General features: G+C 52.1%; 11 protein-coding genes. 6 read left to right on the forward strand and 5 right to left on the reverse strand.

Annotated elements, in window-relative coordinates:
- Nucleotides 1–198: 198 nt before the first annotated feature.
- A complete protein-coding gene (locus BFC17_RS05315) occupies nt 199–1,206 on the reverse strand; it encodes an amidohydrolase family protein (RefSeq protein ID WP_070175455.1) in 1,008 nt (335 codons plus the stop codon).
- Between the two features lie 140 nt (nt 1,207–1,346).
- Between BFC17_RS05315 and BFC17_RS05320 the strand changes: the two genes are divergently transcribed.
- From BFC17_RS05320 to BFC17_RS05345, 6 genes are all read left to right on the forward strand, one after another.
- Entirely contained in the window at nt 1,347–1,739 is a 393-nt protein-coding gene (locus BFC17_RS05320; protein ID WP_070175412.1) for a (R)-mandelonitrile lyase, read from the forward strand.
- 229 nt (nt 1,740–1,968) lie between these two features.
- Nucleotides 1,969–2,733: an SDR family NAD(P)-dependent oxidoreductase gene (locus BFC17_RS05325; RefSeq protein WP_070175413.1), complete on the forward strand. Its 765-nt coding sequence runs from the start codon at nt 1,969–1,971 to the stop codon at nt 2,731–2,733.
- A gap of 122 nt (nt 2,734–2,855) precedes the next feature.
- On the forward strand, nt 2,856–3,605 hold the full coding sequence (locus tag BFC17_RS05330; RefSeq protein WP_070175414.1) for an electron transfer flavoprotein subunit beta/FixA family protein: 750 nt from the start codon (nt 2,856–2,858) through the stop codon (nt 3,603–3,605).
- Entirely contained in the window at nt 3,605–4,534 is a 930-nt protein-coding gene (locus BFC17_RS05335) for an electron transfer flavoprotein subunit alpha/FixB family protein (RefSeq protein ID WP_070175415.1), read from the forward strand. The genes BFC17_RS05330 and BFC17_RS05335 overlap by 1 nt, the downstream gene beginning before the upstream one ends.
- Before the next feature lie 133 nt (nt 4,535–4,667).
- Nucleotides 4,668–7,481, forward strand: coding sequence for a glycoside hydrolase family 3 C-terminal domain-containing protein (locus BFC17_RS05340; RefSeq protein ID WP_070175416.1), 2,814 nt, complete (start codon nt 4,668–4,670; stop codon nt 7,479–7,481).
- A 258-nt stretch (nt 7,482–7,739) separates the two neighbouring features.
- On the forward strand, nt 7,740–8,030 hold the full coding sequence (locus tag BFC17_RS05345) for a mannonate dehydratase (RefSeq protein ID WP_070175417.1): 291 nt from the start codon (nt 7,740–7,742) through the stop codon (nt 8,028–8,030).
- A 158-nt stretch (nt 8,031–8,188) separates the two neighbouring features.
- On the opposite strand, the gene BFC17_RS05350 is transcribed toward BFC17_RS05345, so the two are convergent.
- The 4 genes from BFC17_RS05350 to BFC17_RS05365 are packed head-to-tail and all read right to left on the reverse strand — an operon-like array spanning nt 8,189 to nt 12,567.
- A complete protein-coding gene (locus BFC17_RS05350; protein ID WP_070175418.1) occupies nt 8,189–9,511 on the reverse strand; it encodes a sugar MFS transporter in 1,323 nt (440 codons plus the stop codon).
- 44 nt (nt 9,512–9,555) lie between these two features.
- A complete protein-coding gene (nagA, locus tag BFC17_RS05355; RefSeq protein WP_070175419.1) occupies nt 9,556–10,677 on the reverse strand; it encodes an N-acetylglucosamine-6-phosphate deacetylase in 1,122 nt (373 codons plus the stop codon).
- A gap of 5 nt (nt 10,678–10,682) precedes the next feature.
- On the reverse strand, nt 10,683–11,684 hold the full coding sequence (gene nagB-II, locus BFC17_RS05360; protein ID WP_070175420.1) for a glucosamine-6-phosphate deaminase NagB-II: 1,002 nt from the start codon (nt 11,682–11,684) through the stop codon (nt 10,683–10,685).
- A 1-nt stretch (nt 11,685) separates the two neighbouring features.
- Entirely contained in the window at nt 11,686–12,567 is an 882-nt protein-coding gene (locus BFC17_RS05365) for a glucosamine kinase nucleotide-binding domain-containing protein (RefSeq protein WP_070175421.1), read from the reverse strand.
- Nucleotides 12,568–12,611: the final 44 nt, after the last annotated feature.

Genomic DNA, 12,611 nt, shown 5'->3' on the forward strand with positions numbered 1-12,611 from the left:
GCAAATTCCGGGAAGACGGAGTTAACTTGGGTTGTGTCTGTTCGGAAAAATACCCGGGAAGGCGGGGTGATTTGTTCTGTGTTGATTACGAAAAACAACCGTCATTCCCGCGATATTTCAAATATCCGTCATCCCCGCGAAGGCGGGGATCTCCTGAGCAGGCTGGCTCATGTGAGACAACTGTTTTTTCGCGGCTTATTAATCAATCTTATAAATTGCTTTGGCGGTACCGGCAAACAATTGTTGTTGTTCGGTCTCTGAATAGCCTCTTAAAATGTATTTGTAGGCATTGAGGGCCTTAACGTAGCCGCTTGAACGTTTGTCCGGCGGGAAGTTGCTGCCGTACATGCAACGCTCAACACCAAAGATTTCAATCACCGATTCCACGAAGGGTTGCCAGACCGCAGCCAGTTCCTGATAGGTGGCTTCATCCGGTCGCTGAATAAAATCAAAGCCCCAGGTAGGCATGCCTAAACCGCCGAGTTTGCAGGCCACATTGGGCCGTTTAGCCAGTTCGGTGAGATTCCCTTTCCAGCGCGTAATCGCGGCGGCCTTTTCTTCCGGTGTCATATCCACTAACACCAGTCCGCCCATGTTGTTGAGCACGATTTGCAGGTCCGGGAACTGGTCGGCCAGAGCCGTAATGGCAGGTAGCGATGGATCGTAAATCGCGGCATCAAATATCAGTGAGCGTTTATCCAGTTCGGCCAGCCCTTTCACAAAGTTAGGATTATCCAGTACGCCTGAGGGCGGTCGTCCGCTCATAATAAACTGAAATGGCCGCTCATCAGGGTAATCCAGAGTGACATGGCGGATGCCACGGTAACGATCTGGTGCGGCAGCCATGGATTTATCCAGCAGTTCGCCAACCGCATGGCCATGGGTCAGGTCCGCATGGCCCACAATCGCTGCTGCGACTTTACAGTTACCATAGCGACCACCGGCGGTCATCGCGGCGATGCCATTGGCAAATTCAACTTCTCCCAGCGGGCGCATAACCTCTGGTCCATCAGTACGGATGAAGGCCCTGGTTTCACTGTATACAGAAGCGATAACGTTGTGTCCGCCCTGTGCGTCAGCCAGATATTCATCCAGCATGTAACGAATATGCGGTAAATCGAACAGGTGAAAGTGAGAATCTATAATGGGTAAATCAGGCAGCAATATTTCCTGGCCAGAATTTTCGGCGCTTGCGGTGGTGCTCATAATGCTCTCTTTATTCTTAACTAAGTGGTTAAGCGGATGCACAGAATATGCCACGGGCAGGCGCGTAGCAATAAGCCGGCACACGTGTAATTGGTGTAAAACTTGCTGCGTATAGGAATAAACCATAATGAGGAAATTTAATGAAAGTCATTCAATCTGGCTCGCAGCCATCCAGTCAGGGCACTGATGAAAACTTTACTGGTGCAGTGCGCCGCGACCCTTTAGTAGTGGCGGATGAGCCTGGTCGGGTCGCTACCGGCCTGGTGACCTTTGAGCCTGGCGCCCGAACTCACTGGCATGTGCATCCGTTAGGGCAGATTCTGGTTATAACTCAGGGCTGCGGCTGGGTGCAGGCCTGGGGCGAGGAGAAATACGAAGTACGCGCGGGTGATGTGGTGTGGATTTCGCCTCACGAAAAGCATTGGCATGGTGCGTCTGATACGACTGCTATGAGCCATATTGCGATTACCGAAGCGTTAGACGGCAGTGCTGTTGAATGGCAGGAGCCGGTGACTGATCAGCAGTTCTCTTAATGTCTTTATATACGACAGCGGCACTGTGCTGCTGTCGTAGTGTCTTTCATGACGACACTATTGTGTGTCGACAACACGCTAAACCCTCTCATTGCCCGTCTTAAACCCGCCAATTGCTTAGATTTTATCTATTTTTCATCTGGCTTGCTTATTGCTATCAATGCTCTGAACAAATTTTTGAGCGGTGCTATACAGGCATCGGTCAGTTAAATGAATAAGGGGATAGTGAATGTCCGGAATGTTAGACGGAAAAGTCATTGTAGTCACCGGTGCCGCGGGCGGCATTGGTAATGCGGCAGCTGAGCTGTTCGCTAAAGAAGGCGCTAAGCTGGTACTGAGTGCGCGCTCTGAAAGTAAAATCGCTGATTTGGTTAAGTCTATCAACGATAACGGTGGCGAAGCCATTGGCGTTGCCGCCGATCTGGAAAAACCGGCCGAGCTTAAAGCTCTGGTAGCAAAAGCCGTTGAAACTTATGGTCGTCTGGACGGTGCATTCAACAACGCCGGTGTCACCGGTGGTCAGGTAGGTCAGGGCGGTAAACGTACCGCAGAATGGGAAGAAGACGCCTTTGAACAAATTCTGCGGGTAAACGTACTGGGCACCTGGCATCTGATGCGTGCGCAAATCGAGCAGATGGAAAAACAAGGCGGCGGTGCTATTGTGAATACCACGTCGCTGGCGGCGTTAACCGGTTTTCCGACTACCGCAGGTTATGCAGCCAGTAAACATGCGTTAACCGGCCTGACAAAAACCGCAGCGCTGGAATATGCGCCGAAAATTCGAATCAACGCACTGTGCCCGGGTTATGTGGATACCGCGATGATTGAAGACTCCATGGCCCGTCGTGGCGACTTGATTTTATCGAAAATACCTTTTGAACGTCTGGCGACGCCGCTGGAAATGGCTGAAATGGCCTGCTGGCTGCTATCAGACCGTGCGACTTATGCAACCGGTGCTAACTTTATTGTTGATGGCGGTTATATGGCTGGCTAAGTGGTCAGCGGACAGCACAATTTGATTGCACTGTTTTTGCTAATCTGTTAATTGTGTGTAAAATGTCAATATGTGGGATTTGTTAATTTTGCCTGATCCCCGGTTTGAATGATGGAGAATGTATGAAGGTCTTAGTAACGGTAAAACGTGTGGTGGACTACAACGTAAAAGTCAGAGCCAAGTCTGACGGCACCGGGCCAGAGCTCGGTAACGTAAAAATGTCGATTAACCCATTTTGCGAAATTGCTGTAGAAGAAGCAGTACGTCTGAAAGAAGCGGGTGTTGCCACTGAAGTCGTTATCGTATCAGTAGGTGATAAGAGTTGTCAGGAACAAATCCGCAGCGCGCTGGCGTTAGGTGCCGACCGTGGTATTCATGTGGAAGCTGAAGGTAGCCTGCAACCGCTGGCCATTGCTAAATTGCTTGAAGCCGTCGTCGACCGCGAAGAACCCGAACTGATCATCATGGGTAAGCAATCCATCGACGGTGACAACAACCAGACCGGCCAGATGCTGGCTGCATTAACCGGCCGTCCGCAGGGCACTTTCGCCTCTAAACTCGACATCGCTGACGGTAAAGCTCAGGTCATCCGCGAAATCGACGGTGGTCTGCAAACCGTATCACTGGCTCTGCCAGCAATTGTCACGACAGACCTGCGTCTTAACGAGCCGCGTTATGCATCTTTACCTAATATCATGAAAGCCAAGCGCAAGCCGCTGGATACTCTCACTGCCAGTGAGCTGGGTGTCGACACGGTATCTAAGGTTACACTGGTGAGCGCAGAGCCACCAGCGACCCGTCAGGCGGGTATCAAGGTAGCAAGCGTAAGTGAGCTGGTGGAAAAACTGAAAAACGAAGCGAAGGTTATCTGATGAGTATTTTAATTGTAGCTGAACACGATAATGCCTCATTGAAGGCGGCCACTCTTAACACCGTGACTGCGGCCAGTGAAATTGGCGGTGATATTCATATTCTGGTTGCTGGCAGTGATTGTCAGGCTGCCGCTGATGCCGCGGCCAGCGTTGCCGGTGTCAGCAAGGTACTGGTAGCGGATAACGCTGCTTATGGCCATCAGCTGGCTGAAAACCTGGCACCACTGGTTGCAGAAGTTGCCGGTGACTACAGCCATGTGCTGGCACCTGCGACAACCTCAGGTAAAAACCTGATGCCTCGTGTTGCTGCGTTACTTGATGTAGACCAGGTGTCTGACATCATTGCCGTGGTGTCTGCCGATACCTTCAAGCGCCCTATTTACGCCGGTAACGTTATCGCCACGGTGAAAAACGAAGAAGCCATTAAAGTCATTACTGTGCGTGGCGCAGCCTTTGACGCAAGTGCTGCAGAAGGCGGCAGCGCGGAACAAACTAATGTGGGTGCCGCTCACGATGCCGGTATTTCTTCGTTTGTTGGTGAGGAAGTGGCTAAGTCTGACCGCCCTGAACTAACCGCGGCCAAAGTGGTGGTATCTGGTGGTCGTGGTATGCAAAACGGCGACAACTTTGCCCTGCTTGAAGCCATTGCCGATAAGGTTGGCGGTGCGGTGGGTGCATCGCGTGCCGCGGTTGATGCTGGCTTTGTACCTAACGATATGCAGGTGGGTCAAACGGGTAAAATCGTTGCGCCTGAGCTGTATGTTGCCGTAGGTATCTCTGGTGCGATCCAGCACCTGGCCGGTATGAAAGACTCCAAAGTTATCGTGGCAATTAATAAAGACGAAGACGCGCCTATCTTCCAGGTGGCGGATTATGGTCTGGTTGCAGACTTGTTTGAAGCGTTGCCGGAGCTTTCTGAGCAGCTCTGACCAAGCAATATTGCTGGTGTGCAGGTATGCCACCAGCGTGCAATACCTGAGAGTATTAAGCCTGTGCAGCACCCGCCGGACGCGGGTGTTTTCTTAGCACGACAAAAATTCTAATAAGTAAGAGACGAGCATTATGAAGCTTCACATCGCCTCAAAGACGACGCTGCTGGCGTCTTTATTCTCTTGTGCTATCGGTTTGTCTGCCGGTTCCATGGCCCAGCAAATAGATAACCCTGATGCCAAGCCAATCCAGAACAGCGACCGGGTGCAGGGGCAAATCAAAATTAACCTCAAATCCGGGGATCAAACTATTCGTCCACGGGCGCGCCCGGCACCTTCGCGCTATGTAGGGCGGGTGCAGGTTTTACCGTATCATCCTGATCCGACTGCACGGATTTTCTTTACCACCGATGGTACTGAGCCAACGGTAGAAAGCACGGAGTACATTCCTCGTATTCGTGGCTCGTTGAAGTTTTATGGTCCGCTCACCTTTACCGAGCCGACTACCTTAAAAATGATCGCGGCTCGCGATGGTGAAAAGCCCAGTGGCGTGGTGAGCTTTGATTATATGGTAACGGCAGATACGCCAAACAGTATGTATCAAAGTGGCCGCTATAAGTCGTTACCAAAGGCGTTTACACTAAAATCAGCAACGCCTGAAGCTACCATTTATTACACACTGGATGGCAGTGAGCCGGATCGCGACAGTAAGCGTTACAGCGGGCCGATTGATTTGAGCCGACAAGGCAAACAGGCCACGGTCAAAGCCATCTCAGTAAAAGCCGGTTTACCGGACAGCCCGGTGGCAACCTTTAAGCTTGAGCAGGATAAATCACTTAGGGTACTTACCGATGAAGCAAGTATTCCGGCGGTTATTGCAGAGCTGAGCGATTATGAGAAAACCCAGCTATTAACCGGTACCTCAACCGAATTAGGCGCAGCATCGGCAACCGTGGCAATACCACGTTTACGTATCACCTCGCTAGAACTGGCTGATGGCCCTGCGGGTATTCGTCTGGGTGGACGTTATGCAACGGCATTCCCTAACCCTATGCTGTTAGCGTCGAGCTGGGATACAGAGTTACTGCAAGAAGTTGGGCATGCTATCGGTAAGGAAACGGCATACTACGGTGCCGATATTATCCTTGGCCCGGGTATGAATATTCATCGTGATCCGGTTGCTGGCCGTGTATTTGAGTATTACTCAGAGGATCCGCTGATTACCGGTGAACTGGCGGCAGCCTGGATCAACGGTACTCAGGAAGCTGGCACCGGGGCTACTATTAAGCACTATGCGGTAAACCAGTATGAGAACAACCGTCGTACTGTGAATGTGCTGGTAAGCGAACGAGCGCTGCGCGAAATTTATCTGCGCGGTTTTGAAATCGCTGTGGGTAAAGGCAATCCCTGGGGCGCTATGGCGGCCTATAACCTAGTGAACGATGTTCACTCGTCAGAGCACGATTACCTGCTAAACCAGATGTTGCGTGATGAGTTTGGTTTTGATGGTTTTGTAATGCCTGACTGGGGTGCTTACCACAATGCGATTTCTTCATACAGCAATGGTCTGGATTTAAACACGCCGGGAGGAAACCTGCTGGGTGGCTTATTGGGTGGTCCTGATCTGCACGTTAACGAGATTGCCTCGGGCAAAATCAGTGAAGCTGATATTAACGCGGCCCTGACTAATGTACTGAAAACCGTTTTGAAGTCGCGCTCATTTAAGGAGCAGATTTACGATAAGAGCCAGTTTAAGGCGCTGCACGATCTGAGTGATGAGCTGAAAGTAGCGGGCAATGAGCTTTCTAAGAAGGCGGCGGCCGAAGGCATGATCCTGCTGAAAAATGCTAAGGGTACATTACCGCTGGCGCAAGGCCTGGTTGGTGCTGTGGTAGGCAGTTACGCCCGTGATGAGTTTGTCGGTGGTGACCCAATCTGGGGTGCCCCGCAAAAAGGTATTATCTTCCAGGGCGGCGGAAGTGCCCGGGTAACGGTAAATATTGACGATGTGGTGTCGCTCATCCAGGGCCTTAAAAATGGCGGCTTCGCAGTAAAACATGACGATGCCTGGCAGGAAGGAATGAGTCTGACACAGGCCAAAGCCGCAGCCAAAGATACCGATGTGGGTATTGTATTGATTGGTCGCCCGGGGCAGGAAAATACCGACAATACGTCGATTGACCTGACCGATGATGAAATCACCATGATCCGTAATATGTCCAAGGCGTATCACAGCGTGGGTAAAAAGCTGATTGTGTTGCTGAACATCGCTCACCCGGTAGTCACTTCGGTGTGGGAAGACTCTGCAGACGCTATTCTGTATATCGGTATGCCGGGTAACTATGGCTCTAATATCGTTGCAGACGTGCTGCGTGGTGAAGTGAACCCGTCGGGTAAAACTACCGACAGCTGGCCTCGACTGGCGACCGATTCGCCGGTACACGGCCAGGCGCCCACTACCCACCACGTACAGATTGAATACAACGACGATATATTTGTGGGTTATCGCCACTTCGATCGTCATCCACAGGATGTTGCCTATCCATTCGGTTTTGGTTTGTCTTACACCACCTATGCTTACAGCGATATTGCCTTATCGAAAGGCAGCCTGAAAGGAGATAACGATAGCCTGACAGTGAGTGTGAAAGTGACCAATACCGGTAAGGTGGCTGGCCGGGAAATTGTGCAGCTGTATGTGGCGTCTCAAACACCTCGTGACGACCGTCCGCCAAAAGAGCTGAAAGGCTTTACCAAAACAGCGCTGTTGGCACCGGGTGCATCTGAAGTGGTGACACTGACACTGAGCCGCAGTGACTTTGCTTACTTTGACGAGACTATTCATGATTGGAATGTTTTAGCCGGGCAATACAACATTGTGGTTGGCGGAACATCGGCTGACGATGTGCTGGCAAAACAGGGCGTATCAGCAAAAGTGAACGTGCGTTAAGCGCCTTTTACTTAAAGTCGATAAAAGCCACTCTCGAAATAGAGTGGCTTTTTTGTTGGAGTAGGAGAGTAATTACGTCTGATACTAAGTGTGAAAGTATCTTTCTGAGCAATACGATTTCATACTCACCGCTTCGGCCGCTTTGATCGAGAACCGGACATGAAAGTCAGATTTGATTCTCCTACTAAAGAGAATTAATCCCTATTCAACAAGAAAAGCGCAGCATTCTCTCGCTCATAGACGACAACTTAACTTTCTTTGTGTGCCGGTTCCTATGGCGCCCGCGGTGACAACGACCTGATTGCCATGGTTAACGCATTCAAAGACCGTATTTACTTCGTGCATCTGCGTAACGTGACCCGCGAGGAAGACGGCTCTTTCTACGAAGCTGCACACCTCGACGGCGATAACGACATGGTGGGTCTGGTACAGGCTCTGCTGAACTGTGAATCGTCCATCGGTTGTCAGATCCCGATGCGTCCTGATCACGGCCACACCCTGACCGACGAGCAGGACAAAAAAGACCTCAAGCCAGGCTATTCCGCCTGAAAGGTCTTGCAGAATTACGTGGCCTGATTAGAGCGGTATCTTATATGTCAGCCCGATAAGGGCTGATGGGTGATGAGCTGCTGCGCTCAAGATTACTGCGTTAAAAACAAAAACGGCACCTGCAAGGTGCCGTTTCTATTTGGTCAGCTAAATAACTATCACCACTTCGTCAGGCGGCAGCCTTTCACGGCGTAGAACAGAATGAAGCCGTAGCAGGGAATAGTCATCCAGTAGGCATTCAGCACGCCGGCGCTGTCGGCAATAGCACCAAAAAACATAGGCAGAATCGCACCACCGGCAATACCCATGATCAGCAGGGCAGAGCCTCGGGCGGTGAAGTGGCCCAGACCTTCCAGTGCCAGCGGCCATACTGCAGGCCACACAATAGCGTTGGCCAGGCCCATCAGCGCAATCAGTGTAATCGGGTCGGGCAGTGTACCAATGCCTGTCCAGCCCCACAGAATTGCAGAAAGAGTATCGCTTTCAGGATTAGTGAACGGGATAAGTGCCGCCAGAATAATCCCCAGCGCTGCAGACAGTGTCAGCAACTGGTGCTGGGTAAGCACACGGGGAATAAGCAACAGACCCAGCGTATAGCCAATTACCATAAAGAACATGGTGTAAGACGTCAGGCCAATATGACCGTCTACGTTCAGCGCTGCACCGGCCAGACCAATGGTATCACCGGCAATTACCTCAACGCCCACGTAACAGAACAGGGCAACCACACCCAGAACCAGCTGCGGGAACTGCAGAATGGAACCTTCCGCAGCACCGGTAGCATCAAGCTTGTCATCTTCCTGATGTAAATCCAGTTCCGGCAGACCAGAGAAGCGCAGCGCTACAGCCAGGATCAGCAGGGCAATGCCCATACCGATATATGGCGTTACCAGACTGTCGGCCAGCTGTTGAATCTGCACCTGCTTTTCAGCAGCAGGCAGGGCTTCAATGCTTTGCGCGGACACATCTGCAAAGTTACCCAGCACAAGGGCGGTAAACACGATAGGAGCCAGCCAGCCTGCACCTTTATTTAACAGACCCATAATGGAAATGCGGGCCGCAGCGGTTTCCGCCGGACCAATTTTTACCAGATAGGGGTTAGATGCGGTTTGAAGAATAGTCAGTCCTGAACCCACAATAAACTGTGCCGTAATGAACAGCAGGAAAGTCTGTGCCTCGGCGGCTGGTACAAACAGGAAGCAGCCAACAGCAATAAGCACCAGGCCCAGCGACATGGCATTTTTATAACCAGTCTTGTTGAGTACGAAAGACATAGGCAGCGCCATTACCACGTAGGCAATGTAGAAACTGAAAGAAATCAGCAGTGCTTCAGTGCCGGTAAGCTGACAGACAATCTGCAGAAATGGGATAAGTGCGCCGTTCAGCCAGGTTATAAAACCAAACACAAAAAACAGCGTACCGATGATCGCCATCGGCAACAGTGTGGAACCCTTTGGAGTCGCTTGCTCAGTTGTTGTCATTATTTTTCCTTTGAACGTATTACCAGGGCGACGCCCGGGAAGTGTTACGACATGCGCTGACCGTCCCGCCAATAAGCGGTCACGCCAAGCTCGTCGTCGAGAGTAATGAAGTTTGCTGCAGCGCCGGGCTTCAGCGCGCCCAGAGCGTCGCTTAAACCGAGGAAAGCAGCCGGCGTTGCGGTAGCCATTTTCAGCACGCTGTCCAGCGGAAAGCCCAAATCGAAATGGGTATGCTGAATTGCTTCTTCCATGGTAAGCACCGAACCGGCAAGCGTGCCGTCAGCGAGCTTCAGGGTCGGCCCCTGACGCAGCACTTTAATGCCCTGATACATGAAATGGTCAGCATCGCTGGCCGCTGGAGCCATGGCATCGGTGATCAGCATCAGTTTGTCATCGCCTTTCAGTCGAATCGCCAGAGAAGCACTGATAGGATGAACGTGCTGATGATCCACAATCAGACCACAATAAATATCGTCACGGTACAGGGCACTGCCTACCACGCCGGGTTCACGGCTGTTCAACGCAGACATGGCGTTGTACAGGTGAGTGGCCGAGGTCGCGCCAGCGTCAAATGCCCGCAGACAGGTTTCAGAATCGGCATTGGTATGGCCAACAGACACAATCACACCGGCGTCTACGAGGCGGGTGATGTCTTCCGGAGATACCATTTCCGGCGCTACCGTTACCAGCACCACGCCTAAATCCTTGCGGGTAAAAACAGCAAACTCTTCGTCGGTTAGCGGACGAATAAAGCTGCTGCTGTGCATGCCTTTTTTAGCCTGCGACAGGTGTGGGCCTTCAAAATGCACACCGGGAATCGCTGCAGAATTGTCGGCATGGGCAATGGCGATGGCATCGGCACCACGCTTCATCACTTCAAGATCATCTGTGATAAGCGTGGGCATAATGCTGCCGGTACCCACGGTAAGATAAGCATCCGCCATTTGCTTTAAGGTTTCTGGCGTCGGCGCTTCATTAAACTGCACGCCACCGCCGCCATTCACCTGAATATCCACCATCGCCGGGCTCACTAACCCGTTGAGCACGGTGGCTTCACCGGCTTCGGAATTCGGGGTCAGAGACGACACCTTGCCATTCTCAATGTCAAAGCTGACATCAGAAAGCAGCGTGGTACCGTCGAACAATTGTGGAGCAAAATAGCGCATGATGTTTATACCGTTTCTGTGACTTTTTTCAGGCCTACCGGATTATCAGGATCCATATCCAGTTTTCTGGCCGCGATTTCGATATCGAGATAAAAACGCTGCATGATAAGCAGGGGCGATACCAGAGGATGAATATCTTCCGGCGGCGTCAGCAGCGGATAAACCGTCGCGCCGCGCTTCTTCACTTCGGCTATCTGCGCCTCGTGGAACGGGCTGCTGGCGTCAGGAATGTTCACATCCAGAATGGCCACGCCGCGGTTAAGCAGTGAAATAGGACCATGCAGGAATTCTGCACTGCTGAACGCTTCAGCCTGAATACCGCATACTTCTTTCATTTTTAACGCGATTTCTCTTGAAACAGCATAACCGAAAGCACGACCCAGCACTACGCATCTGTCCATCGGGCCCAGTGCTTCTGCGCTGAGTACCGGTTCGGCAGCAATGGTTTGCTCCATCTGCGCGGGCAACTGTTCAAGTGATGCAGCAAGCGCCTTGTTTTCTGAGTAAGTAGAAACAATGTGCAGCAGCGCAAACAGGCTTGCCAGATAGCTTTTGGTTGCAGCAACAGCAACTTCAGGGCCGGCTTTAAGCGGAATAAAGAAATCCACCACGTCTGCGATAGGTGAGCTTTCGTCGTTCACCAGCGCAACACACAGGGCGCCCTGTGCTTTGGCCATTTTCGCCTGAGCGATGATGTCCGGGCTGCGACCAGACTGGGAAATTACAAACACCAGCGCTTCTTTCAGGCGCAGTGATTTACCGTACACACTGTTAACTGAAGGGGCTGCGGCAGCCACGGATAAACCCAGTTCGGTCTCAATCAGGTATTTACCGAATACGCCGGCGTGATCAGAGGTACCGCGGCCAATCATGTAAACAAAAGCCGGGTCGTGCTGCTTTATCGCTTCAGCGAGTTCAGCAACACTGGCGCTGTTTTCTTTAAGTTGATTACGGAATACCTGGGGTGTTTCGGCGGCCTCGGTGGCCATTTTAGTCGTGAGTGCCATATCAGGCCTCCTTAAAAGCTTGTCTGGCCAGCGCTACCGCACCGTATTCCGGTGAGCATAGCGCGGGGCTTAACTTGCGCTGAATGTGGTCGGGCAGGTGAGCACTCCAGTAGGAGGCCAGTCCGCCAATCATAGTCAGGCGCTGTGGTTTTAAATCCGAAAGACGCTGCAACACCATGGTGAGGTATGCAGCACCTTCCTGAATAATTGCTGTTGCCAGCGCTTCGTTCTGCCGGGCCTGACCAACTACTACTGGCGCCAGCGCGGCATAGTCGGCAGAGCGGTAGTGCAGCGCCTGGGCAACAATGTCCTCAGCACTGGAAGCATGTAGCTGTTCGCACACGGCGTCTGTCAGCGGTGTAGTGTCCGACAGTCCGTCCATCGCTTCGAGGGTGGATGACAGCGCGCGCCAGCCCAGCCAGGCACCGCTGGCTTTATCCCCTAACGGAAAGCCGTGACCGCCCATCATGGTATGTACATCGTTCACACAGGCAAAGGCTGAACTGCCGGTGCCGGTAATCATGATGGCGCCTTCCTGACCGCCATGGGCGCCCGCGCAGGCAACGTGCAGGTCGGTGGTCAGCAGGGTGTTGGCAAAGGGTAACTGCCAGGCTTCAGCTAAATCCCGGTAGGCGGGGATATTCACCCCCGCCAGACCAAGACACACATGAAGTGTTGATATTGTTTCTGCGGGCAGATTCGCTGCGGCGACAGCCTGTGCAGCGGCATCAATGATGCTGTTTAAAGCGATGTCGGCAGACTGAGCCGGATTCGCTGGTCCGGAAAGCCCCTCGCCCAACAGCTCGCCATTCAGTGACTCAAGCCGGGCTTTGCACTTTGTTCCGCCACCGTCGATGCCGAGAAAATACTGTTGATGAATCACAAACGGTTCCTTACTGAATCTCTAGAAATCACATGAAAAGTTAA

The organism is Marisediminitalea lipolytica (assembly GCF_001758465.1).
Taxonomy (GTDB): Bacteria; Pseudomonadota; Gammaproteobacteria; order Enterobacterales; family Alteromonadaceae; genus Alteromonas; species Alteromonas lipolytica.